The organism is Nitrospirota bacterium (assembly GCA_015233895.1).
Taxonomy (GTDB): Bacteria; Nitrospirota; Thermodesulfovibrionia; order Thermodesulfovibrionales; family Magnetobacteriaceae; genus Magnetomonas.
This window is the reverse complement of record JADFXG010000002.1, coordinates 210704-236115: the sequence shown is the minus strand read 5'-3', so window position 1 is coordinate 236115 and position 25412 is coordinate 210704. Positions and strand designations below refer to the sequence as shown.

General features: G+C 41.9%; 27 protein-coding genes. 14 read left to right on the top strand and 13 right to left on the bottom strand.

The genetic code is table 11. The annotated features are described in order from the left end of the window. Window positions 1-73: 73 nt before the first annotated feature. From HQK88_03260 to HQK88_03225, 8 genes are all read right to left on the bottom strand, one after another. Window positions 74-856 carry an electron transfer flavoprotein subunit beta/FixA family protein gene (locus HQK88_03260; protein MBF0615819.1) on the bottom strand — a complete coding sequence of 261 codons (783 nt, stop codon included), beginning with the start codon at window positions 854-856 and terminating at the stop codon, window positions 74-76. Between the two features lie 13 nt (window positions 857-869). After that, window positions 870-1112 carry a hypothetical protein gene (locus HQK88_03255; protein ID MBF0615818.1) on the bottom strand — a complete coding sequence of 81 codons (243 nt, stop codon included), beginning with the start codon at window positions 1110-1112 and terminating at the stop codon, window positions 870-872. 7 nt (window positions 1113-1119) lie between these two features. Further along, complete coding sequence (locus HQK88_03250; protein MBF0615817.1) at window positions 1120-2277, bottom strand: acyl-CoA dehydrogenase family protein; 1158 nt, start codon at window positions 2275-2277, stop codon at window positions 1120-1122. Between the two features lie 93 nt (window positions 2278-2370). Beyond that, window positions 2371-3714, bottom strand: a complete 1344-nt coding sequence (locus tag HQK88_03245; GenBank protein ID MBF0615816.1) for a TldD/PmbA family protein — start codon at window positions 3712-3714, stop codon at window positions 2371-2373. 1 nt (window position 3715) lies between these two features. Continuing rightward, complete coding sequence (queD, locus tag HQK88_03240) at window positions 3716-4087, bottom strand: 6-carboxytetrahydropterin synthase QueD (protein ID MBF0615815.1); 372 nt, start codon at window positions 4085-4087, stop codon at window positions 3716-3718. Window positions 4088-4099: 12 nt separating this feature from the next. Then, window positions 4100-4621, bottom strand: a complete 522-nt coding sequence (hpt, locus tag HQK88_03235) for a hypoxanthine phosphoribosyltransferase (protein MBF0615814.1) — start codon at window positions 4619-4621, stop codon at window positions 4100-4102. Between the two features lie 14 nt (window positions 4622-4635). Next, on the bottom strand, window positions 4636-5364 hold the full coding sequence (locus HQK88_03230; protein ID MBF0615813.1) for a competence/damage-inducible protein A: 729 nt from the start codon (window positions 5362-5364) through the stop codon (window positions 4636-4638). A 116-nt stretch (window positions 5365-5480) separates the two neighbouring features. Further along, window positions 5481-6098 (bottom strand): thermonuclease family protein, encoded by a 618-nt coding sequence (locus tag HQK88_03225; protein ID MBF0615812.1) that lies wholly within the window; start codon window positions 6096-6098, stop codon window positions 5481-5483. Window positions 6099-6279: 181 nt separating this feature from the next. Between HQK88_03225 and HQK88_03220 the strand changes: the two genes are divergently transcribed. Genes HQK88_03220 through HQK88_03195 form a run of 6 tightly spaced genes read left to right on the top strand, consistent with a single transcriptional unit; the run spans window position 6280 to window position 12640 of the window. Then, a complete protein-coding gene (locus HQK88_03220; protein ID MBF0615811.1) occupies window positions 6280-6450 on the top strand; it encodes a hypothetical protein in 171 nt (56 codons plus the stop codon). Between the two features lie 27 nt (window positions 6451-6477). Further along, entirely contained in the window at window positions 6478-8388 is a 1911-nt protein-coding gene (locus tag HQK88_03215; protein ID MBF0615810.1) for a PAS domain S-box protein, read from the top strand. Between the two features lie 37 nt (window positions 8389-8425). Next, the gene (locus tag HQK88_03210) at window positions 8426-8806 is read left to right on the top strand and encodes a response regulator (GenBank protein ID MBF0615809.1); all 381 of its coding nucleotides are present in this window, start codon (window positions 8426-8428) and stop codon (window positions 8804-8806) included. Further along, window positions 8793-10307, top strand: coding sequence for a response regulator (locus HQK88_03205; GenBank protein ID MBF0615808.1), 1515 nt, complete (start codon window positions 8793-8795; stop codon window positions 10305-10307). The genes HQK88_03210 and HQK88_03205 overlap by 14 nt, the downstream gene beginning before the upstream one ends. Before the next feature lie 17 nt (window positions 10308-10324). Next, window positions 10325-11299, top strand: a complete 975-nt coding sequence (locus HQK88_03200) for a glycosyltransferase family 2 protein (GenBank protein ID MBF0615807.1) — start codon at window positions 10325-10327, stop codon at window positions 11297-11299. Window positions 11300-11332: 33 nt separating this feature from the next. Beyond that, entirely contained in the window at window positions 11333-12640 is a 1308-nt protein-coding gene (locus tag HQK88_03195) for a radical SAM protein (GenBank protein MBF0615806.1), read from the top strand. A gap of 79 nt (window positions 12641-12719) precedes the next feature. Here the strand turns inward: HQK88_03195 and HQK88_03190 are convergent, their stop codons facing one another. Continuing rightward, window positions 12720-13004 carry a hypothetical protein gene (locus tag HQK88_03190; GenBank protein MBF0615805.1) on the bottom strand — a complete coding sequence of 95 codons (285 nt, stop codon included), beginning with the start codon at window positions 13002-13004 and terminating at the stop codon, window positions 12720-12722. A 305-nt stretch (window positions 13005-13309) separates the two neighbouring features. Next, window positions 13310-13669 (bottom strand): hypothetical protein, encoded by a 360-nt coding sequence (locus tag HQK88_03185; protein ID MBF0615804.1) that lies wholly within the window; start codon window positions 13667-13669, stop codon window positions 13310-13312. A 241-nt stretch (window positions 13670-13910) separates the two neighbouring features. Here HQK88_03185 and HQK88_03180 point away from each other — a divergent pair, with 241 nt between their 5' ends. From HQK88_03180 to HQK88_03165, 4 genes are all read left to right on the top strand, one after another. Continuing rightward, on the top strand, window positions 13911-14336 hold the full coding sequence (locus HQK88_03180; GenBank protein ID MBF0615803.1) for a c-type cytochrome: 426 nt from the start codon (window positions 13911-13913) through the stop codon (window positions 14334-14336). 48 nt (window positions 14337-14384) lie between these two features. Then, window positions 14385-15065 carry a response regulator transcription factor gene (locus tag HQK88_03175; protein MBF0615802.1) on the top strand — a complete coding sequence of 227 codons (681 nt, stop codon included), beginning with the start codon at window positions 14385-14387 and terminating at the stop codon, window positions 15063-15065. Beyond that, a complete protein-coding gene (locus tag HQK88_03170; protein MBF0615801.1) occupies window positions 15055-16413 on the top strand; it encodes a HAMP domain-containing histidine kinase in 1359 nt (452 codons plus the stop codon). The genes HQK88_03175 and HQK88_03170 overlap by 11 nt, the downstream gene beginning before the upstream one ends. 133 nt (window positions 16414-16546) lie before the next feature. Then, entirely contained in the window at window positions 16547-18241 is a 1695-nt protein-coding gene (locus HQK88_03165) for an OmpA family protein (GenBank protein MBF0615800.1), read from the top strand. Window positions 18242-18355: 114 nt separating this feature from the next. Here the strand turns inward: HQK88_03165 and HQK88_03160 are convergent, their stop codons facing one another. The 3 genes from HQK88_03160 to HQK88_03150 form a co-directional block, all read right to left on the bottom strand. Beyond that, window positions 18356-20428, bottom strand: coding sequence for a DNA translocase FtsK 4TM domain-containing protein (locus HQK88_03160; GenBank protein MBF0615799.1), 2073 nt, complete (start codon window positions 20426-20428; stop codon window positions 18356-18358). Then, window positions 20413-21201 carry an undecaprenyl-diphosphate phosphatase gene (locus HQK88_03155; GenBank protein MBF0615798.1) on the bottom strand — a complete coding sequence of 263 codons (789 nt, stop codon included), beginning with the start codon at window positions 21199-21201 and terminating at the stop codon, window positions 20413-20415. The genes HQK88_03160 and HQK88_03155 overlap by 16 nt, the downstream gene beginning before the upstream one ends. Before the next feature lie 114 nt (window positions 21202-21315). Next, window positions 21316-21456 (bottom strand): hypothetical protein, encoded by a 141-nt coding sequence (locus HQK88_03150; protein ID MBF0615797.1) that lies wholly within the window; start codon window positions 21454-21456, stop codon window positions 21316-21318. 541 nt (window positions 21457-21997) lie between these two features. On the opposite strand from HQK88_03150, the gene HQK88_03145 reads away from it, so the two are divergent. Genes HQK88_03145 through HQK88_03130 form a run of 4 tightly spaced genes read left to right on the top strand, consistent with a single transcriptional unit; the run spans window position 21998 to window position 25405 of the window. After that, entirely contained in the window at window positions 21998-23065 is a 1068-nt protein-coding gene (locus HQK88_03145; protein ID MBF0615796.1) for a nitronate monooxygenase, read from the top strand. A 16-nt stretch (window positions 23066-23081) separates the two neighbouring features. Next, window positions 23082-24314: a beta-ketoacyl-[acyl-carrier-protein] synthase family protein gene (locus tag HQK88_03140; protein ID MBF0615795.1), complete on the top strand. Its 1233-nt coding sequence runs from the start codon at window positions 23082-23084 to the stop codon at window positions 24312-24314. Window positions 24315-24341: 27 nt separating this feature from the next. Beyond that, the gene (locus tag HQK88_03135) at window positions 24342-24590 is read left to right on the top strand and encodes an acyl carrier protein (protein ID MBF0615794.1); all 249 of its coding nucleotides are present in this window, start codon (window positions 24342-24344) and stop codon (window positions 24588-24590) included. Then, entirely contained in the window at window positions 24587-25405 is an 819-nt protein-coding gene (locus HQK88_03130; protein MBF0615793.1) for an SDR family oxidoreductase, read from the top strand. Before HQK88_03135 ends, HQK88_03130 begins: the two co-directional genes overlap by 4 nt. Window positions 25406-25412: the final 7 nt, after the last annotated feature.

Sequence of the window (25412 nt, the reverse complement as noted above, 5' to 3'; positions counted from 1 at the left end):
AATCTCATCTTTTATCCTTTATTTTCATTGTTTAATAAGTTTTCCTGATCTAAAGGAATAAGCATTTTTCCATTTATATACATTTAACAGATTTCAGTACGTTATGAAGTTCTGTGACCTGTTCCTCTGGCTTACCTTCAAACACAACGCGTTCCTTTTTCATCTCAGGCGCAAAGATGTTTTTTACCTGGGTGGGGGAGCCGGAAAGCCCCAGGTCTTTTTCATCTAATCCAATATCGGCATGGGTGAGTTTTTTTATTTGGGCATTTTTAGCCCGCATCTTTCCCTTAAGCGAGGCAAACCGCGGCTGATTAAGTTCCCTTACAACGGTAAAGAGCACAGGGACGGAGGTCTCAACGACATCGTAGCCATCATCCATCATCCGCCGCACCTCAACGCTGGTATCAGAGATGGAGTTAATTTTGCTTACATACGCTACATGCGGAATATCGAGAAACTCCGCCATAGCGGGCCCCACCTGAGCGGTGTCGCCGTCAATGGCTTGTTTACCGCAAAAGATTAAATCAAACCCGAGTTTTTTTAGGGCGCCGGAAAGTGTGTAGGCGGTAGCCCATGTGTCTGAGCCAGCAAACGCTCTGTCGCTAAGCAGCACTGCCTCGTCAGCTCCCATTGCAATTGATTCCCGAAGCGCAACCTCAGCCTGAGGAGGTCCCATCGTAAGCACGGTAACCGTTGCATCCATCACCTCTTTAATTGCAACCGCAGCCTCGATTGCGTGTAAATCGTAAGGGTTTATGATACTTGGCACCCCGTCTCTCATAAGCGTATTAGTTTGAGGATTAATCTTTACCTCAGCCGTATCCGGCACCTGCTTAATACATACGACTATTTTCATGTTTATACCTTTCTCATGTTTTATTTGTTAATGCTTTACTTGTCAAAGCTGACATTTCCATGCCGCCTCCGCTCTTTATACTGACGGATAAAGAAAAGGAAGAGATTACTACGTCGCTGACGCTCCTCGTAATGACGGATAGGGAGCACTGCTCCATGCCGTCATTGCGAACCCCCGCAGGGGGTGTGGCAATCTCCTCCTTACCAGAATCTACACTATCATACTTTTGGCAACGGATATAATTAAAATTCATCATCACCAATTTATTTCATCCGTGAAAACTCTTTAATCAGGTTTTGGCAGATGACATTTCTTTGAATTTGGTTAGTGCCCTCATAGATTTGTAAAATCTTAGCGTCCCGCATCATTTTTTCAACCGGATAGTCGCGCATGTAACCGGAGCCGCCCATAACCTGAAGCGCATTAGTTGTAACCTTCATCCCAATGTCGGTAGCAAAAGTTTTGGCCATAGCTGAGGGTTTTGTGATGTCTTTAGCTCCGCTATCTATAAATCTGGCCACAGAATAAATCAATGCGCGTGCGGCCTCTATCTCAATTGCCATATCTGCAATCATGTGCTGAATTGCCTGAAAACTTATAATGGGTTTTTCAAACTGAATACGGGTTTTCGCAAATTTTACAGCCTCCTCAAAAGCCCCCTGAGCAACGCCAAGTCCCTGAGCTCCCACTCCGATTCTTGACTGATCGAGTGTCTTCATGGCTACAATAAAGCCCATACCCTCTTTGCCAAGAATGTTTTCCTTAGGCACTCTGCAATTGTCAAACACAAGCTCACATGTGACTGAGGCTCTTATCCCCATCTTCTTTTCTTTCTTTCCGAAAGTGAATCCTGGCGTTCCCTTTTCAACGATGAAGGCGGATGCGCCTCTAGCTCCCTTGGCTTTATCTGTCATGGCAATTATTGTGTATATCTCGGCCTCACTGCCATTGGTTATCCACTGCTTGGTGCCGTTTAATATGTAATCATCGCCGTCTTTTACAGCGGTTGTTTGAATCCCTGCGGCATCGCTTCCGGCATTGGCCTCGGTAAGGCCAAACGCCACCAGTTTTTTACCGGCAGCAATATCAGGCAGATATGTGTTCTTTTGAGTATCTGTGCCAAAAAGGAGAATCGGAAAAGTGCCGAGCGCATTAGCGGCATAACTTGTTGAAACGCCAAGACATGCCCGGCTTAATTCCTCTACCGCTATGCAAAGCTCTACCGCCCCCTTACCAAGCCCTCCGTATTGCTCCGGCACAAATAATCCAAAAAGGTCAGCCTGCGCAATTACTTTCATAATGTCTCTTGGGAATTCCTCTTTTTCATCCAACTCCGCACGCACAGGAACCACTCTCTCCTCTGCGATTTGCCGTGCCAAATCCCTTATCATAATTTGCTCTTCTGTAAAGAAATAATCCATTTATCCCTCCAATATCGTTTTAATCATTCTCTAATTGCATGGAGTCGCCGACTCCCCAGTGGTCGCTGACCACCTGCCTGGAGTCGCTGACTCCTAGCCGCTTATATCCACGTCCTTTATGAGTAATGAGGGGCTGCCGTATCGCCCATAGAATTTTATTTCAGAGGTGAATGCCTCAATGTTTTTAAAAAAATCAAGTAAATTACCGCTCATCACAGCCTCCTTAAAAGGAAATGCCCGGACTCCGTTTTCTATCAGGATGCCGCTTACTCCTACCGAAAAATCTCCGGTTATGCGGTTAGCCATGTGCACTCCCATAGCGTCCGTTATGTAAAGTCCTGTTCCCATTTCTTTAAACATTTCATCAAGGTTTTTATATTTATATTTTTCTCCTGCCGGCTCAATGTATAGATTTGACGAACCCACCAGTGGAAACCCCTTTATTCCGCCTCTTGCGGCATTTCCGGTTGATCTTACATTGTCCTTTTTAGCTGTATAGAGATTATACAGGTAACCTTTAAGAGTTCCCTCGTTAATCAGTACAGTCCGCTGAGACGGCACACCCTCGCTGTCAAAGGGACGGCTTGCAGAGTTTTTGGGCATTGTTGCGTCATCTATTATATTAACGTGTTTAGAAATGATTGCCTGAGAGAGTTTACCTGAAAGCATGGATTTCCCTTTTTGTACGTTTTCAGAAGACAGGGAGGATGCGATGAGACTTAAGAAATCCACCGCCACTGAGTTATCCATAACAATTGAGGTTTTTAGTGATTTAAACGCTTTTGCGCCAAGGAGCTCAAGAGCTTTGAGTGCAGCGGTTTTTCCGACACTTGCGGCAATTGAAGCCTCAGGCAGGTATCGGTTTGTTTCATAGTGCCAGCCCGATTGAGTGTCACCATTTTCCTCAGCCATAGCCATAACTGAAAAGCTGCATTGTGTTGAACTGTAAAAGCCGGAGAGCCCCTCAGTGTTTGCTATTTGTATCTCTGAGACGGCAACAGAGGCCGAGGCATTTCTTACGCGTTTTATCCTAGCACTTTCGTTAATGGCGGCTCTTTCAATATCCATAGCCATTGCTATAACACTATCTTCTTTAACTGAGACAATGTTTTTATCATATATGTCAACATCAGTGTAGTGCTGATGCGGGGAAAACTCTATGTTTTCGTCTCTTTGAGTCCACTTTGCGGCTTCAAGAGCGTTGTCAAGCACCTCCGGCCATTTTTCAAAGTCTGTGGAATACGCAAGCCCCTGTCTAAAGTCTTTAAGTATGCGTATAGAAAACCCTGAGCTTTGGGCGCGTTCCAGACTTTCCACCTCACCCTCTTTAGCCTCTGCCTCAATGCTTGTTCCGGAGGCAGCAAACACCTCACACTTTACCCCGCCTTTGGATTTTGCGGCATCAAGGATTTTGTTTATAAACTCTGAGTTCGGCACATCAATCCTCGTAGTAGGTGGCGGCGGCGGTTTCAGATTCCCACACGGTAACTGAGAGCAGCCGAGCGTGCTCGGTTGATATTTTTTTTCTTAACGTATCGTAAATCCACTTGGCTATGTTTTCAGAGGATGGGTTTATCTGAGTAAACGGAAAGATGTCGTTCAGAAACGCATGGTCAAGTTGAGAGGTCACATCTTTTGTGAGCTTTTTAATATCGTGGAAATCAACAGCGATATCAATTTCGTTAAGTTTATCGGCCTGCACGACAACCTGTACGCGCCAGTTGTGGCCGTGTAGGGCCTCGCACTTGCCCTTATACCCGCGCAGTTGATGTGCCGCTGCAAAGGTGGACTCTACGGATAGTTCAAACATAGTTCCTCTTTCTTAGTGTTTTAAAATCCCTATGTAGGGAAGATTTCTATAACTGTCGTTGTAATCAACACCGTAGCCAATTACAAACTCATCAGGGATGACAAATCCGGTGTAATCAACCGGAACGTCAACAATGCGTCTGTCTTTTTTATCTAAGAGCACGCACGTTTTAAGTGTTTTGGGAGACTTTTGCAGAATTCTTTCACGGATTTTGTTAAGCGATATCCCCGTATCAACGATATCTTCAATTAGCAGGACGTCCTTACCTGCAATGTCCGCTCTGATGTCAGAGTGAATTGTAACCTCACCAGATGTGCTGGTATCCACATAGCTTGATGAAATTATAAAATCAATCGAAAGAGGCGCTTTTATATGGCGAATCAAGTCGGCAAAGAACATAAAGGCGCCTTTTAGTATTCCTATGGCTATAAAGTGTTCAGTTCCGAAGTCTTTATTTATCTCTGCTGCGAGTTCTTTCACTTTAATTGCGATCTGCTCTTCGGTTAAAAAAGGTTTCAATTTAGTCACCTGCACTCACCCCCCTTATGTTACTTTATTTGGACAATCTTGTCACGGTACTTGCTCTGTGTGATCATGTCAACGGCGCGGTCAACGGCACTGGAATCAAAAGACTCTAAGGTCAGATAAACCATATAGCTCTCTTCATTTAAAACCGGATAAGAGCCGATTTTAACATCCGGATTTTTAGATACGACTTCATTAATAAACGGCGCTAGTTCCGATTCATACTCGTTGAAATATACTTTCTTCAGCGCTATTGGATTTTCGTTGTAATAGGATATTATGACGTCAAACTTGTCTCTGAGAAACTCAGGGAGTCCTGGTAGTATATAAATGTTTTTAAACTTTATGAGAGGAAAACGTATATCCTCATGTGAAATCACGGTGGCTCCCTCCGGAACCTCAGCCATCTTGCTTCTTTCGGGGGTCAGCTTGCTGCCGTACCGGTTGTAGAGGAAAGTGTGCAGGGAATGTTCAGTTACCACGTGCACGCCAAAGCCTTTAGCAATACCCTCGATAGTGACATCGTCATGTGTGGGCCCAAGTCCGCCAGAGGTAAACACGATGTCATAGTCGGCTGCAAACTTTTTTACCTCCCCGGCAATGACTGGCACCTCATCAGGGATAACGCTGATACGCCTTACGATTATTCCCTTAGCCCTGAGCCCCTTTGCCATATAGTAGGCATTACACTCCTCCACTTTACCGGAGAGTACCTCATCCCCTATAATCACTATACCGGCTGTCTTAGGCATTCGCTTATCACTCATCTCCTGTATAATTCACTATAGTTATGGTTTAAAAAAGGAACACTCAATTATACAATAACGACACTATTATAATAAAGGGTATAAAATTTAAAAATCTCCGCTTACTTAAACTCATGTTTTTTTCTGAATTCCCACGGAGGCTCGGGGTCTTTTTGCCGCCACAGTCCGAGTTTCTTTTCACTTGCCGCAATTTTGGCATCCACGTACCTGCCTGAGTCCTCCTTCTTTAGATACTTAACGTATGCCCATGCGTATCCTCTTTTTACCATTTCAAGATTTATGTCAAGTCCGTCTCTGGTAATCAGACATATCTCCCGATTGTAAGAACTATCCCCTGTAGTGGTAACTTCAACCGTGTATCCTGAAACTAACTTTTTTAATTCCTGCAAAGCCTCCACAGCGAAGGGCTGTCCTTTTTGCGACATGCTTGAGACCTCAGGAGCGTCAATTCCGTAAAGGCGGCAAATAAAGCGCTTGTTTCCCTCAAACGGAGCCACAACAACCGTGTCTCCGTCATATACTCTAACCACGCGGGCTTTTATCGGAGTGCCGACAGGTTTGTAAATCTTGTCTAAGTACGGAACCTTTCTAACGAGCGGGGAAATTTGCTTTTTATACCGCGGATAGAAACCAAAAATCGTTACATAAATAAGCACAGCGGTTATTAATAAATAAAGTGCCTTTTTAAGAAAATTTCCTTTACTCTTTTTCTTTACCACGTTTCATATTATACACGAGATTGCTGTATTTTATTGAATAAATATTGCAAAGTACTCCGTGTTTTTGTTATTATTCACTTAGGAGTGGGGATATGTGGCTTCAGTCACTGCTGCCCTTAAAGACAGGGGTTGGAGGCATGAGTAGAATGTCTTGCCAGAAATGCTCATGAGGAGGGGGTCTGTGAATATCAAGCTTCAGCATAAAATAATTCTTCTGCTCTCCTTCATTTATGAAACCGGAACGATAATTGAGACCAATATGGGCGGCAGTTTAACGGTTCATAATATTGACGGCTGTGCTGAGTTTCTGATAGGTTTAAATGTAAGCACTGATACAGACGCCACAGTGTAGCAATTTTTCTGAGGGGGGGTGAAAGTTATGGCTGCTAATAAGGTATTAGTTGTGGATGACGATCCGGTTACTACCGGGATTATAAGTAAATATTTAAACAGAAGAGGGTATCAGATAACCTCAATGTTAACCTCGGCAGAGGAGGCGATCGAGAACATAAGAGTAAACAAACCTGATGCTGTAGTTATGGATATAGCATTGGCAGGGAAAATGGACGGCATAGAAGCTGCCTCTTATATTTACAATACTTTTCACATACCTGTCGTTTACATGACAAGCCACACGGAGCAGCCTCTTGTGGAAAGAGCTAAGATTACGGAACCCTACGGCTACATAGTTAAACCTTTTACACAAAAGGAACTCGAAATTACTATAGATATGGCTATCTACAAGCATAAGACAGATATGCTGCTTCAGAATACTAATGAAAATCTGAGGGAAAAAGAGGAATTTTTCAGGCTTATTACAGAAAATATAGTCGAGGTTTTCTGGATAACAGATCCGAAAGTTGAAAAGATGTATTATATCAGCCCCGGATACGAGCGTATATGGAAACGCTCAATGACAAGTCTGTATGAAAATCCAAGGTCCTTCTTAGATGCCATCCATCGGGATGACGTTGGACGGGTTATCGCCGAACTGGAAATTCTAAAAACCGGACAACCCTTTGATAACGAGTACCGTATCGTTCACCCGGACGGCACTGTCAGGTGGATTTGGGGCCGTGGATTTCCGGTCCGGGACAAAGATGGGAGAGTAATTCAATACATAGGAGCTGCACGGGACATCACTGCAAGGAAAGAAATGCAGGAAAAATTACGGAATAGTGAAGCATTTTTATCTAACATAATAGATAACATCCCATACATGATTTTTGTTAAGGATGCAACAGAACTGCGTTTTGTAAGAGTCAACAAGGCAGGACAAAAACTGTTGGGTTACGGAGAAGATGAATTAATTGGTAAAACTGATCACGACATTTTCTCTCGTAACCAGGCCGATTTCTTTACAGAAAAAGACATGGAAGTAATTGTTAGTAAGCAGCTTGTTGACATTCCTGAGGAACCGATAAAAACGAAAATTTTAGGTGAGAGAATTCTCCATACAAAAAAAATACCTATATTAAACGGCGGAGGAAATACGCAATATCTGCTTGGCATCTCGGAGGACATCACAGACAGAATCAGAGCGCTAAAAGAGCTAATAGAGGCAAAAGAGGCGGCAGTTACTGCTAACAGGGTGAAGTCTGATTTTCTTGCCAATATGAGCCATGAGTTGAGAACTCCGCTTAATTCTATAATAGGGTTTTCGGAGGTTTTGGAGGATGAACTGCCAGGGCCCCTTAATGAGCAGCAGCACGAAAATATCCGGTACATACTTTCAGCCGGCAGACACCTGTTAAACCTGATAAACGACATCCTGGATCTTTCTAAGGTTGAATCAGGAAAGTTAGAAACAGAATTTGAATTGCTATCTTTAGGGGAACTGATAGATTCATCGCTTATCATGCACAAAGAGAGAGCAATGAAAAATGGACTTAGGTTAACAGTTGAGATGTCACCGGATATGAATATTCCACTAGAGGTTGATGAGAGAAAAATCAAACAGGTGCTATTTAATCTTATTAGTAATGCAGTAAAATTTACTCCCAAAGGCGGCACGGTAACTGTGGCTGCAAGAAAAATACCTGACACCAATGACGTAGAGGTAAGTGTCATTGACACAGGGATAGGGATAAGCTCTGAGGATATACCAAAGTTATTTACAGAGTTTACCCAGTTGGAATCCGTTTATAGCAAGAAATATGAAGGTACAGGGCTTGGGTTGGCTCTTACAAAAAAACTGGTTGAACTTCACAAAGGCAGCATATGGGTAGAGAGCGTGCCTGGGGCAGGAAGTAAATTTATATTTACACTTCCTGTCAGCCAGAGCACATGATGCATACATCCGTCAACAGAACAGGAGGGCTTGCGTTATGCAAAACGTTCTTATTGTAGAAGATAACGAGCAGAATCGGGCACTTGAGAGACAGATATTGAAAGCTAATGGCTATCAGGTGTGGGAGGCTGCAGACGGGGTTGAGGGGCTGAGGATGATTGAGGAACATACGGTTGATGTAGTGCTTCTTGACATACAAATGCCGCTTATGGATGGTTTTGAGGTTCTGCATCAGTTGCGTGACAATCCAAAACATAGAGACCTCAAGGTAATTGCTGTCACCTCTTTTGCTATGAAAGGAGACAGAGAAAAGGCTCTTGAGGCCGGGTTTAACGGATATGTAACGAAGCCACTTGATACCAGGGCACTGCCTGAGATTGTAAAAAAAGTCCTGAGTCAAATTCATGAATCCCAATAAACCTATAATCCTCTGTGTTGACGATGAGGAGGTAAATCTCCACCTTCTTAAAAACATACTAGTGCCAAAGGGCTATGAGCTGATTATGGCGGCTGATGGTGAATCTGCACTTACAAAAATCAAATCCGTGAAAATTGATCTTGTTCTTCTTGACGTAATGATGCCAGGAATGACTGGGTTTGATGTATGCAAAGAGATTAAAGAAAGCGATGACCTTAGAGACATTCCTGTAATAATGCTGACATCTTTACACTCTAAGTCAGACAGAATAACCGGCATAGAGTCAGGGGCTGAGGACTTTATAACGAAACCTTTCAATAAAGATGAGGTACTGGCAAGGATTGCCAACCTTCTTAAAGTCAAGCAGTTAAATGATGCGCTTAAGGCAGCCTACAGCAACATTAACAGTTTGACCGTTGCTGGTGGGAGTCTTATTAAATCGGTGAACACGCTAAATTTCAGATTTATGCCCGTGCTGGATATGATGGTGGAGCAGATTGTCAGAAAGTCAGACAAAATGTATGATAAGCCCCTGATAATACTTGTGCGAGTTATCGAGGATAAAAAAAATTATAAGTGGTATCGGTATGGATATACTAATAAAATCCAAAGGCATCCGTTTGTTTTAGACGCATGGTTTATGACAGAGGGAACAGAAAGCTCAAGCATTTTTTACAGCAATAATCCTGCTCAGGAAAAAACATTTGCTCCACTTGTTGAAAACCTTAAGAGGTATAACATATCTGCTGAAAACCTTATCTGTTACCTGAGCGATGCACTTGTAATTGTTGCGCTAAATTACGGACGGGATGTAACTATATACGACGCTGCCGTTTTAGAAACTCTTGTAGTACAAACACTTTTTATGAGGTCACTGTCAGTGCAAATTAAAGAAACCGAGAAGTCTTTTGAATATACCGTACATGCTCTTGCAAGGGCATCTGAGGCAAACGATGATGACACCGGGAATCACATTTACAGAGTGGGAGAGTACTGTGCCCTGTTAGCAAAGAAAATGAACATGCCTGATTCCTTTGTAAAAGATATAAGGCTTCAGGCAACGCTGCATGATGTTGGTAAAATCCACGTACATCCGGACATCCTGAGAAAACCCGTGGCATTAACTCATGAGCAGTGGGTTGAGATGAAACAACATCCAGTGTTTGCAGCCAATATTATAGGGAATCACAAAAGACTTGAACTGGCACGCGTCATAGCTATGACACATCATGAGAAATGGGATGGCAGTGGCTATCCTTACGGGCTGGCACATGAATCCATACACATTGGCGGCAGAATTACAGCTATAGCAGATTGCTACGATGCACTCAGAAACCGCAGAGGATATAAACCCTGCTTTGACCATACAACCACATTTAAAATTATAACAGAAGGTGATAACAGAACAAAGCCAAATCACTTTGATCCCAATATTTTAGCAGTGTTCAAAGAGATAGCCTCGATGTTTGAGGATGTATATGAAAGGCTAAAAAACAAGTAGAGAGATGGTGCAACCTGATGTTTGATAACGGCGGAGACACAGTAAAGGTCACAGTGATAATCCCCACATTTAATCGCAGCAAATATGTGTGCAAAGCCATTGACAGCATACTCAGTCAAACCCACAAAAATATTGAAACGCTTGTAATTGACGACGGTTCCACCGACGATACCAAAGCTGTGTTAGCGCCGTTAGCTGAACAAGGCGTAATTAAATATGTTTATCAAAAAAACAATGGTCCCTCGGCAGCAAGGAACGCAGGGCTTGCTCTTGCAACCGGAAACTGCATCGCCTTTTGCGATGCCGATGACTACTGGAACTGTGATATGCTGCAATCTCTGATTAAAATCCTATATCTGTCAGACAATACCGGTATGGTGTTTTGCGACTACAACACCTTTAGCGATACCGGTCTGCTTGATGTAAACAGAAATGCCGCAAGATTTGACGACTTGAAACCGGTCAGCTTTCAGCGGCTCTTTAGTACGATTAATTTCATAATGCCTTCTACGGTTTTGGTAAAGCGTGAGGTGTTTGAAAAATGCGGCCTCTTTGATGAATCCCTTAAAGGCCCTGAGGACTACGACCTTTGGCTTAGGGTACTGAAACACTATAAAATCATGGGCACACAAAGGGCCCTTGTAAACATTAGAATACATGAGGGCAATATATCAAAACACGTTGAAAGGATGGTTACAGATGAGGCCGCAGTGATAGAAAAATACCGCCATAGCGTGCCTTCTTCTCAGTTTAGAAAGAGACTTTCCAAAGTGTTTATGCTTAATGCCGACAGATGTATCTGTCAGAAGCATTACCTGAAAGGACTCATGATGATGTTAAAAGGGATGAGTGTATATCCTTTCATGTTTAACGATATCCTTATAATAGCTGTAAGACTCGTTATTGGCGAAAGCGGCTCAGACAGACTTAGAAAGCAAATCGGCTCACTAAAATGGTTAAAGAAAATATATTTTTATATTTACAGGAATTAAGACATAGTTGTAGAGTACTATGAGGGCCAGAGGATGAATACCGGAACCAACGGATATAAGAAAACACATAAACGGGTGTTAAACAAGCGGGCAGTGTTGTGGCTTGGGCAGACATGCAATTTGCGTTGTCAATTCTGTTATTTTCTTGAAAGGATAGAATCAGCATCACACAAAGAGCATCCTTTTATGACACTTGAAAAGGCAAAGGCAATATGCTCCTGTCTTGTTGATTTTTACCACAACAATGCTATAGATATTCAGGGCGGTGAGCCGACGCTGTACAGAGAAATTTTGGAACTTACCCAACACTGCCGCAATATCGGGCTTTTACCGACCCTTATCACTAACGCTGTATTGCTTTGCAAAAGGACACGGTGCAGCGAGTTAAAAGCAGCCGGCGTACGAGATCTGCTTATCAGTGTGCACGGGTTAGGTGATAACTATGACTCTTTGGTCGGAGTAAAGGGAGCAAGTAAAAAGCAGATGGCGGCACTGGAGAACATCGTAGCTGAGAATATTCCGTTTAGATTTAACTGTGTGTTAAGTAAAACAACACTGCCTGAGCTTATGGCTATTTCAGAGTTAGCCCATAATACAGGAGCACGAGTGGTAAACTTTATAACATTTAATCCGTTTGAGGACCAGCACAACAGCGATAAACTGTCGGATGGAAATGTGGCAAATTATACGGATGTAAAAGCGTATCTAACTCCTGCAATGGATTATCTTGAGGATGTCGGGATAGAGTGTAATGTCCGGTATTTGCCAATGTGTATGGCAGAGGAAAGGCATAGAAAAAACATATATAACTTTCAACAAAATCCCTATGACCTTCATGAATGGGATTATGTCTCATGGTCATGGACAGCGTTAAAGCCCCAGAGAATGAGAGATGGAGAGATTACAAAACCTGTGGACCGCAGGACTATATCGCTTGAAACTATGCAGTTTCCGGTAGCACTTAAGTTTGCAACAGATGCCGTTCAGAAGTTAATACGGACATATCCACACACACGTGCCCCGATAGAGGCGCTTTACCGGGAGATTAGTTTTGCCGTAAACACGGTCAAACAAAAACTGGGCAGAGGCAACCGTGAGGAGGACTTTTACAGAGACAATGCGCTGGTAAGGACAAGCCAGTGTGATTATTGTTATTCAGCTAAGTGTAAAATGTGTTCAGTTCAAGGGATTTGTGATGGATTTCACGGCGACTATGCCTCTATCTTTGGCGCCGATGAGGCAGCAGCCATTGAGCTTGGCATAAAAATATATGATCCCACATATTACATTTCCGGACAGGAAAAAGTCGTAGAGGAAGAGGACTATGACTGGGCATTTTAAGGTGAAAACTAACCCCAGTCGGAGCAGTCTAAAAGACTGCTCATAGAGGGATTTTTATATATTCAGCAGAGTTATACGACTAATATAAGTGGCCATTTCCCATATCTGAACCTGTTCTATTATCAGGTGGGGGTTGATGTCCCATACCTCCGCCATTGCCCATACCTCCGCCATTGCCCATGCCACCACCATTGCCCATACCTCCGCCATTGCCCATGCCACCGCCATTGCCCATGCCACCACCATTGCCTTGAGAACCGCCGCCACCACCCATCATTGCCATACCACTACCATAAACAGCTAATGATAAGACTAAAATCATCAGTAACGACAGTGTCAGAAACTTAATTTTAGAAACTCTCATTTTGTTGTACCCCCTGTTTTTGTTTTTTAATCTATTATTATCCTATCACACAATTGTGAATAAATTATGAATTTTCTGTGAGGCTGCATTAAAAAGTTTAAATGTTTACGGAGTTAATTCCGGCAGAGTGTTTTCAGGTTTCTAAGTAGGCATGTTTCTATGTTTTTCAAAGTAGAAAAAGGGACTGGATTCCCGCTCGTAGGCGGGAATGACAGAGGATGGGATTATCTGTTTCTGTCATTCCTGCGAAAGCAGGAATCCAGTTTTTCTATTAACGGAGTTATCTACATAGGCAATAAACATTATCACAATTCGGCTATATCATTTTCCTTAACTGTTCCAGAGATAACCTTACCTTTTGCAAAATGTTCATCAACAATTTCCGTGATTTTTACTTTTCCCGTAAACACACGCTCCCAATCTGTGTGTGTGCCCTTGCCGATAACTCTTCTGGTTAGATACACGTTCAATTCCTGGCCAACCTGAGCTCCATCTTTAGTACCTATACAAAGATACACCTCATCGCCTGTTTTTTCTAAGATAGTTCCCTTCATCAAATATTCATGATGTGCCTGTTCTAACCCGGCACATCCTCCTACCATTAGAGTTGTTACAGTTATTGCTAACAAAATCAGAAACAACCTTACTGAATTAACATTTTTCATTGAAACCTCCTATATTTTTTTTATTTACAAAACAACTGATATTGTCCTATTGCCCCCTCCTTCTTAGACAATGATTCATAGTAACACTCAATTATGAATAAAATATGAATACAATTAGTCTTTATTAAAGAGGAGAAAATTCATAATTTATTCACATTTTTTTCTTATAATAGACAGTAGTTTGAGTTAAAACAAATATTTCTTGCAGAAGTCTTAGAAAAATAAGGAGGTTACACAGTTTATGAATAGTTTTGGAAAAACGGTACTGATTACAGTGTTGACTTTGGTTTTAATGGCAGCTGTTTTTGTGTATGCTCATGAGGAAAACTCAGATGGTCATCAAAGTGGTGCGCATAGCCATAAAAAGTATCAAAAGCTAAAAAACCCTGTAAAGCCTGACGCTAAAGCGATGGAGGAGGGTAAATCGCTATATGCAGCCCACTGTGCCGCATGTCATGGCAGTAGAGGCAACGGCAGTGGGGAGACTATGAAAGCTGTTGATTTTACATCCGGGAAGTTCAGGCACGGTAGTACGGATGGTGAAATTTATAATTTAATTTCACACGGTTCAAAAGCTTACGGTATGCCTGCATGGAATAATGCCCTTACCTCACTGGATATCTGGAAATTGGTTCATGTAATTAAGGGCTTCAGGACAGGGAAATAAATTTCTTGTCTTTTTATAATATAGATGATAAACTTGTTTAACTCCTAAATGAAAAAAATCTTACTAATAGAAGACGAAAAAAACATAGCCGAAATTGTAATTATGTATCTTAAAAAGGAGGGCTATGAGGCGTTGTATGCCCAAACCGGCTCTGACGGCCTTAACATGATGAGCCACAGCCCTGATTTAATCATTCTTGATCTCACGCTTCCCGATATGGACGGTGAAGACATAGCGGTAATGATACGGGAAAACTCGGACATCCCCATAATAATGCTGACGGCAAAGAGCTATGAAAAGGACATCTTAAAGGGGTTTAAATCCGGAGCAGACGACTACGTTATAAAACCCTTCAGCCCCCGGGAGTTAATGGCAAGGGTGAAGTCACATCTTAGGCGTTCAGGTAACAGAAACGCTGCAACTTCTTTTAATAACGGATGTCTTCTGATTGATAAGCAAATGGCAAGTTTAAACGGCACTGTTTTACCCTTAACTCAAACTGAGTTCAAGATACTTACAGCACTCTCTGAGCATCCCGGCAGAGTGCTCAGCCGTGAGCAACTGTTAAGTATAGCACTGGGATATGATTTTGAAGGCTCAGACAGGGCAGTGGATGCACACGTTAAAAATCTCAGGCGAAAACTTGGGGATGACAATAAAAATCCTGTTTTTATTAAAACAGTCTATGGCGAGGGTTACAGCTTTTCAGGGGTAAGGGATGAGGACTAAACTGTTTTTATCCTTTGCGACTGTTATAATAATTGCCCTGATCTCAAATCTGATTTTTAAGTGGTTAATTACAAAAGACTTTAACGACTATGTTGCGGCAAATGAGACTCAAAATATTTCATGGGTAGTTTCAACAGTGCAAGATGCGTATCAAACAGAGGGGAATGGATGTGGGAATCTTCTGTACGATGCCGTGCACTGGGGACTTATGCTGGGGCTTTATGTGGAAATTTTAGATAAAGACGGTAACGTAGTGATGGACGCAAAGAGTGTTTTTAGCGGACACCATAGTGTTATGACACGTAACATGGAGGATATTTTAAAAACAGGGAAAAAAGGGGAGCACTACAAGGACTACCCAATAATGGTAAACGGTAGTCTTCTTGCTTCTGTGTGGATATGGCCTATTACCGGTTACGGCTTTCCGTCTTTAAAAGAAAACCTGTTTAAAAAACGTGGTAAACATTTTTTATTAATATCCTTTTTAATAGCCGGAGGCGGGGCAATTATACTGTCGGTGCTCTTTAGCGTTTTTCTTTCAACACCGCTTAAGCGGTTGATAGCGGCAACGGCAAAAATAGGCAGTGGTGATTTTAATGTGAGCATTCCTGTTACAACCAGAGATGAAATAGGCGATCTGGCCAGTGCGTTTAATTTCATGGCTTCAGCCCTCAGGCGCGAAGATGAGCAGAGAAAACAAATCATGTCTAACATAGCACACGAACTCAGAACTCCTCTTACGATTATGAGAGCAAACGTTGAGGCTGTTGTTGATGGTGTGGCTGACGAAAACCCCGGAAAGTGTCATACCGTTATTGCTTTAGAAGTGGAAAGGCTTACCTCAATTGTTCAGGGCATAGAGGATGTTGCAAGGGCAGAGGAGACTTTTTTCAGGAAACCTGTTTATGAGGAATTTACACTTGTACCATTTTTAAGAGATATGATTGAACCCTTTATGGCTCAGGCTGCCCAAAAAGGCATTTTTCTTACATTGTCCGATGCCGGCAATGATATAAAAATAATGGGAGACAAAGAAAAGCTCTCAATTATCTTTCATAATCTCCTTTCAAACGCCATCAAATTTACGGAAAAGGGAGGCGTAACACTTTCTTATGAAATGTCAGAGGCTGAACTTATCATAACAGTTAAAGACACAGGCAGAGGGATTTCTGACAGTGAAAAACCACTGGTTTATAACCGCTACTACCGTGGTAAGCAATCGGGTGGGATGGGAATAGGGCTTGCCGTAGTAAAGGAGCTTGCCGATGTACTAAACGCTAAAGTGTCACTTCAATCGTCTGAGGGTGTGGGTACTGCTTTCAGTGTAAGATTGCCTCTTATGTTTTGAAAAAGGCCATAGAATCCTGAAGCTGCCCAGCTTGAGACCTCTTGACAATAATATAGGCCGATTGCATACTATACACTTTATACATCTTAACATTTAAACCAAATTAGCGTTATTTTGTAAAAAGGAGATTGAAATGAAAAAGAATAGCTTTTTTAAATATTGGCTTTTATCGGCAACCATCATTATGTTCATTACTGTTGGGTTATCCAGTGTTGCCAAAGCCGACAATGCTGCAGGATGCAAGGCGCCGTCCTGGGCATCCTCACCCCTTACAGGGTTTACCATTACGTCATGTAACGATAAGGCATGGGCTACTCTAAAATTTGATCTTCCACAGGGAGAAAAATCGGTATCTGGCCATCGCAGCACAATTACATACACACTAACAGATAAGGCAAAAACCCCCAAAGCAGCAGATGCTTTGTCCTACTATGTCAAACAAGCTCAAAACGCTGGCGCTCAACTCGTCTCCGACCCAGGAAACATTTACAAGGCCGTAATGACAAAAAAAGGCCCCGAAGGGGAGTTCTGGTTTGTTTACACCCACGGTGGCGGTAACGAGAACTCAACCGATGGATTTATCCTGACGACCGTGCAAGTGCGTCCGCTTGAGCAAGAGGTTCAGGCTCAACCTATGAAAGCGCCTCTTGACCCTAAAAGCAGCACATGCCAAAACCCGCCGTGGCTGGTTAAACAGTTTTCTGATTTTAAGCTTGCTTCATGTGAAAACAAAGGCTGGGACGTTGTCAGGCTCGACTTGCCCGGTGGTGAAAAGTCAGTAGAAGGCGCTCGTGTCACTGTCACGTATACTATAACCAACGAAAAGAACTCTCCGACTGCTGCTGCGGTCATGAATAATTATAATAATGCCCTACAAACTATTGGCGCTCAACTCGTTTCCGATCCAAACAATGTTAATCATGCGGTGTTTACTCAAAAAACTCCGTATGGCGAGTTTTGGTACATTTATAAGCATGGTAGTGGCAATGACGATTCAACTACATCATACATGCTTACTACCGTAAATGTACGCTCGTTCGAGCAAGAGGTACAGGCACAGGCTATGACGGCTCCGCTCAATGCAAAAAACCGTGATTGCCAAAACCCGCCGTGGCTGATTAAACAGTTTTCATATTTTAAGATAGACAACTGTAGTTATCGTGATTTCGATTCCGTAAAGGTCGATCTTCCAGGCGGTAGCAAAATCATAGCAGGCCACGTTCTTGTAACAAACTACACGCTAACCGATAAATCAAGAACCCCCACCCCGTTGGTAATTAAGAAGAATTATCAAAACGCACTTCAGACAATTAGTGCTTCTGTGGTCTCCGATCCAAAAAATATTTATTACACGGTAGCAACAAATAAGACCAATTTGGGTGAGCTGTGGTATATCGTAAAACACACATCCGGAAACGATAAAGCAACGGGTTCCTATGAGCTTATAACGGTGCAGGCAGGGGGGCCAACCCCTAAGGAATGCACATTGGAGATCTATGGCGTCAATTTTGACTTCGACAAGGCTACAATTGCCCCCGGCTCCGAACCGGTATTGACCCAGGTGTTAGCACTTTTTAACAACGACCCGCAGTACGTTGCGGAAATAGGAGGCCATACCGACAACATAGGCAAACCCGCCTACAATCTAAAGTTATCCGATGAGCGGGCAAATTCGGTTAAGACCTGGCTTGTCAACCACGGAGTATCTCCTGCGAGGCTTACTGCTAAGGGCTACGGCGATACAAAACCGCTTGTGCCAAACACAACAGACGTAAACCGTGCAAAGAACCGCCGCGTAGAGCTTAAGCGGAATAATTGCAAGGAGTAAGTGTACGTTATTTGGTACATTTAGCGCCGGTTAAGTTCTGAAGATAACACGTTCAGGCATAGTAAAGCAGCGCAGTAAGCCACACATATTGTTACTGGAGAGGAGTCCAACAATTCAATTGGAAACAAAATCCCTTGGTTTCCCTGCACCCTTGGGAGGCCCTACAAGTCCGTCCTCATCCAGCATATCCATTATACGCGCCGCCCTGTTATAGCCTATCTTAAACCGTCTCTGTATTGAGGATATTGATACCTCTCCCATAGTTTGGGCATACTTGATTACATCTTTATACACGTCATCTTTGTCACTGCTTGTGGCGTCAGTGTCGGCAGATTGTGCCTCCTCCATTATCAGATTTTCAAAAATAGAATAATCCGGCCGTCCCTGTGATTTAACAAAATCAACGACAGCTTTTATCTCACTTTCATCCACAAAAGCGCCGTGTACGCGGGTTATCTTAGCGCCTGGGCTAAGCATCAGCATGTCTCCGCGGCCAAGCAGCTTTTCCGCCCCGTGAGTGTCCAGAATCGTCCTTGAGTCAACCTTTGAGGACACCATAAATGCCACCCTTGACGGGAAATTAGCCTTGATTATCCCCGTTATGACATCCACTGAGGGCCTCTGTGTGGCCACAATCAGATGTATCCCGGATGCTCGTGCCATCTGCGCAAGGCGCACAATTGAGTCCTCCACATTTTTTGCCGCCGTAAACATTAAATCTGCCAGCTCATCTATGATCACTATAATGTAGGGGAGTTTTTCCTCATCGGCCACTGAGGCATTAAACATCTCTATGTTTCTTGCCCCTTGTCCGGCTATCAGACGATAACGGCGTTCCATCTCAAGCAGCATTTTCTTTAGAGCGTCTGAGGCTTCTTTAGGGCTTGTTATAACATTTGAAATCAGGTGTGGTATTCCCTCATAGATTGAAAGCTCAAGGAGTTTCGGGTCAACCATCAGCATTTTTACCTCCGAGGGTTTAGCTTTAAAAAGGATACTCATAATCATCGAATTTATGGCTACACTTTTACCTGAGCCCGTTGTTCCAGCTACAAGAAGGTGCGGCATTCTGGCAAGGTCCTCCACTATAGGGTTACCATAGATGTCCTTACCCATACACAGTGTTAACAGTGAACTCTTTTTAACAAACCTGTCTGACGCTATAATTTCCTTTAGGCTGACCACACTTCTTTTTTCATTAGGCACCTCTATTCCTATTGGGGTCTTGCCGGGTATTAATGACACTCTTACTTTAATTCCGCCCATAGCACGCCCAAGGTCATCAGAGAGGGACACCACTTTGCTGATTTTAACACCCGGTGCCGGTTCAAACTCATACATGGTTATAACAGGGCCGGGGTGTGCCTGAGAGATTTTCCCATCGACATTGAAATCCGAAAGCCTGTTTTTTAAAATGTCGGCAGCCAGGATCAACTCCTCTCTGGTGAGTTCATACTTTTCAGTATCATTGTTGCTTAACAATTCCACTTTAGGAAGCGTGTACTGGCCCTCGCGCACCTCCGGCATCATCTTAAACTGCCGTACTGCCACTGTGTGTTTCCTTTCCTCCTCAGGCGGCTCCTCTTTATGTTTGATGATTTTAAAGTCTGGCTCTATGCCGCTGTCTTTAGGAGTCTCACCAGTGGCAACAGTAATTGGATCGCTCTTTGCCTTAGGATTCCGTCTGAAAGATATAGATGTCAGGTTAATCGGCAGCATCAGAGCTATTGATGTATAAAAAACCGACAGTGTCACAATGTATGCAAACACCGGAGAGAATGGTTTTTTTAGAATATTAATCAAAACAACGCCAAATAACCCTCCACGCACTGCCATTGTGTTAAATGTATCGGCAACAAGAGCGAAAACCATAGGCAGCGTAATTAACAAAAGCAGTGTGCCAACAAGGTTTTCTTTTTTCTTTACAGAGCCAAGAAGCCTCCTCAACCCATAGTAAAACAGAAAAAACGGGAATATAAACGCACAGCTGCCAATAAAAGACAGCAATATGTCTGCAAAGTATGAGCCGACAACGCCGCAATAGTTACTGGCGGATGTATCGGTATAGGTAAAAGGGGAGGGGTCCCACTTGTTATAAGTAAGCAGAGACGTTGCCGTAAAGAGCGCTAATAATACGGCTATAAGCCCCTTTATCTCATACTTTATTCCCTTTACGACTTCTGCCATACCATCGTAGCTATTATTACCAGAGCAAGAACAATCCTGTAATAAACAAAACCGTTTAATGAAAATCTCTTAAAAAAAGACAGTAGAAATTTAATTGTTAACACCCCTGATATAAAAGAGGCAAGCACACCAAAGACAAACATCGGCATGTTAAAGCCTGCACTATGTGCTTTCAGTATATGATACCCATGCAAAGCTGCAGCCCCTGCTACAATCGGAGTACACATTAAAAAAGAAAACCTTGCAGCTTCATCTCTTTTCATTCCTAAAAACATACCCATAGTAATAGTGCCACCGGAGCGTGACACTCCTGGAATTATGGCAAAAGCCTGTGCTATGCCAACTAACACTGCATCTAAGTAACTTAACTTTTCAGCTGTCTGTACTTTGATTCCAACCCGTTCAGAAATAAACATAGCTATCGCAACCACAATCAGGCTAACCGCTATTATCAGCGGACTTCTTAACGAGGTCTCTGCATACTTATCAAGCAGCTTACCGGCTATTGCTCCCGGTACAGTTGCCACTATAATTAGATAAAGAAGCCTTCTCTTGTGTTTTTTAAAAAACATTTCCAACCAGTCTTTGAAAAAAAACGTAACAAGCGCAAGCAAAGTGCCAACATGCAGAGCAATATCAAACTCAAGTGAATCCACAGCCCCGGTCCATCCAAAAAACCACGGTATTAAAATCAGATGAGCCGTGCTGCTTATCGGAAAAAACTCCGTTACTCCCTGCACTATACCTAAAACAATTGCCTGAAATATCTCCACTACATTCCCTCCATTAAATTATTTCGTATAATGTACTTGATAACGCAAAATATATTTCATATTTCATCTCAAGGGTTTACACTGTCTATTGAACATGAATAAGTGCGTTAAAACTTACTCTATTTCAGTTATGGCCAAACTTAGCATTTTTAGCTCAACAATATTATACATTATTACCCAAAACCCCTTTAATTCATTTACTGAACCGGCTTTCCTGATAAGATTATGAACCTCCATTTTTACGGATTCTTTCAAAACTCTTAGCCTTGGCAAGGTTAGTAATTTTAAAACATAGTCTGTTCTTTCCTCAAGTGGCAATTCATATAATTTTGTAAGAAAATAGCATGTCAGGAAACTTTGTAGTCTCAAATCTAGTCAATATCTTCAAGAATTTTCATAGCAACGCTTTCAAAATACTCTTCAGAGTAATATCATAATACTGCGGTATCAGCCCTACTGTCTCTATTTCAATTATATTAGCATTTTTGGCTACTTTTGTAACATATTAAAAATATTAGAAAATTTTACTTGACATTGCATTTTTATTTGTTTATTATCCTGTAGTAGTTTAAAAAATGTTTTTGGGAGGGAAGATGTTGGTTTGTAAATTAAAGAGTGCAAAATGGCGTATTTTTTGCTTCTCTCTCTCTCTCTAGTGCTCCTTTAATATTAAGAAAATTTCTATTCAAATTTAAATATGTATCTTTCAATTATGCTTTCGTTATATACATAACCTGTATTTGCTTCAATCAACTCCAGAATCTTTTTAAGCCACGTTTGGTGTCACTATGGTGTTATGAGTAAAAGCCTGCCACAACTAAAAATAGGGAATTTAACGGCTGAAGTTCCGATAATTCAAGGCGGGATGGGTGTGGGAATATCTCTTGCTGGATTGGCTTCATCTGCTGCAAATGAGGGTTGCATTGGTGTAATTGCCGCTACGGGATTAGGATATACCATATCTGGTAAAAACAATGCAGATGGTGAGGTTAGAGTAAAGGCATTAAAAGACGAAATCAAGAAGGCGCGGAGTTTAACTAACGGGATAATAGGCATTAATATTTTGTATGCCGTATCTGATTATCAACGGTTCGTTAAAGCCGCAGTTGAAGAGGGTGTAGATATAATTATCTCCGGTGCAGGTATGCCTGTGGATCTCCCCAAATACCTTGATGGAAAAGATGTCAAGCTGTTACCAATCGTATCGTCAGTCAGGACATTTAAGCTTATATGTGAATTTTGGAGCCACAATTATAACAAGATACCCGATGCTGTTATAGTTGAAGGCCCTAAGGCAGGGGGTCATCTTGGGTTTACTTATAAAGATATTGTAGAGAATAAGGCACAAAGTCTTGAGCAGATTGTAACTGATATCCTTGAGATTGCGAACTCATACACTCCGCCAATTCCTGTAATAGCGGCAGGAGGGATATTTGATGGCGGTGAGATTGCGAAATATCTAAAATTAGGTGTTTCCGGTGTTCAAATGGCAAGCCGGTTCGTCTGTACATATGAATGCGATGTCCATGAGAATTTCAAACAGGCATGGTTAGATGCGAAAGAAGAAGATTTAGTGATAATAAAAAGTCCAGTAGGGCTGCCTGGTAGGGTTATTCGAAACGAATTTGTGGAGAGGATATTCAAAGGGGAAACTATTCCTTTTAAATGTACATATCTTTGCTTAAAAACCTGTGACCCTAAAACTGCTCCTTACTGCATTGCCAAGGCTTTATTTAATGCTGCCGAAGGTAACCTCGATGAAGGGTTTGCTTTTGCTGGCGCGAATGCTCATCGGTGCAACGAAATAATATCTGTCAAATCATTGGTAAGGAACCTCATAGAGGAGACTTTATTACATTTATAAATGTGACTGAAAGAGAATGAAAAACAAAAGAATTGTAATTACAGGAGTGGGTTTAACATCGCCTAACGGTAACAATCTTGCCGAGTTCAGGAAAAATCTCCTTGAGGGCAAATCAGGTGTTACTCTTTATAAAGAGAAACTTATGGGTGAGGTTATAGCTGGCGTTTGCGTTTATGACGAAAGCAAATATCAGTCAAAAAAAGAGAGAAGAAGAGGTACCAGAGCAGCATCAATCGGCATATACTGTGCTCATGAGGCGTTAAAAGATGCAGGTATTAATTTAGCCGTTTTGGATAAATCCAATATAGGAATATATGTTGGAATTACCGAGCATGGTGCAGCAGAAGCAACAGAGGAAATAATGGCTATAAAGGATTACGGATACAATCTGAAATACGTATCCCATCTTTTTAATCCAAAGACTATATCAAATAATCCTGCAGGAGAGATTGCTCTTAATCTTGGAATAACCGGACCGCATTACACTTTAGGAGCAGCCTGTGCAGCAGGTAACATTGGTCTTATTCACGGTGCACAAATGCTTATGTTAGACGAGGTTGATTTGGCTATATGCGGTGGGGTGTCTGAAAGTATAAGAACATTTCTATGTTTTGCAAGCTTTAGAAATGAAGGTGCCCTTGCTAATAACAACGACCCTCAAAAGGCTTGCAGACCTTTCGATACTGATAGAAACGGTATAGTAATATCGGAAGGCGGTTGTTTATACATACTGGAAAGGTTAGATGATGCTTTAGCAAGAAAGGCAAAAATCTATGGTGAGTTAGTCGGCTATGGGATAAATACGGACGCCTCAGACTATGTAGCACCTAATCAGGAGCGGCAGGAGCAATGTATGGTTAAGGCTCTCCGCAGGGCAGTACTTGAACCGCAGGATATTAGCATTATAAATGCTCACTCAACGTCAACACCTCTGGGCGACAAAACAGAGGGCAGGGCTATCTATAACATATTCGGTAAACATAACAGTGTTTATATTACGAACACTAAAAGCTATATTGGACACACGATGGGAGCTGCTGGGGCACTTGAGCTTGCTGGTGAACTGCCCTCTTTTACCGATGGTTTTATTCATCACACATTAAATTTAGATAATCTCGATGCTGAATGTATGATTACAAATATAGTAAGAAATGAGCCTATAAAATTAGACGGGATACGATATATTCTAAATAATTCCTTTGGAATGTTAGGTATTAATTCTACAGTTATAATAAAAAAATATGAATAAAACATACACAAACGGGAGAAATGCGAAATGACAAGAAAAGAAATTATGGATGTTGTGATAGGGATAATGCAGGACGTTATGACTGAGGTAGATTGTTCCACAATTGAGGACACAGAGCTGCCATTTAGTAACATGATGGAGATGGACAGCATGGATTTTCTTGATGTTGTGATGGCACTTCAGAGAAAATACGCAATAGAAATACCAGATGAGGATTTTCCACATTTAAAAAGCATGAAAAGCACAGTAGATTATCTTGAGGCAAAACTAAAATGAGTTTTTTGCAGTTAGAGGGCAAGAAGTTTCTGATTGTGGGAGTGTTTAATAAAAAAAGCATTGCATATTTTGCAGCAAAGTGCCTTGTGGATGAAGGAGCAGAGTGTATTTATGTAGTAAAAGACGCTACCGTAAAAGAAAAAGTACAACAGTTTATACCAGATACTGATATCTTTACTTGTAATGTAGAAAACCAGGATGAGATAGCAATTCTCTATAAAGATGTCTCAAGCAAACATAGTAAAATAGACGGAATGTTACACTCTATAGCATTTGCCAACTTTTCGGAAGGACTTAAACCATTTCATGAGACAAGAAAGGTGGATTTCCTTCAGGCGATTGACATATCCTGTTACTCTTTAATCAGTCTGTCTTGTGCTTTCAAAGACGTACTTGATAACAACGCCTCAGTGGTTACACTTTCTGTTCCATTTACTAAAATAGCTATTGAAAACTACAGTTATATGGCTCCTGTAAAAGCTGCTTTAGAATCGTCAGTGGTATATCTTGCACAGTCGTTCAGTCAATTTTCACAGGTTAGATTTAATGTTGTTTCATCAAACGTCATACGAACATCTTCAGCCGCAGGAATTCCAGACTTTATAAAACTATCTCTTTATACAGATGCTTTAACATTTAGAAAAGCAGCAATTGAAACAAAAGAAATAGCCAACGTGATAGCGTTTTTATTAAGCGGCAGCTCAAGCGCTATCAATGGGCAATCAGTCATTGCCGATGCAGGTATGATTGTAAATCCATTCGACAGAGAGGTTGTAGAGATGTTTTATAAGAAGAAGATTGGGTTAAATGCGTAGTAGTTAA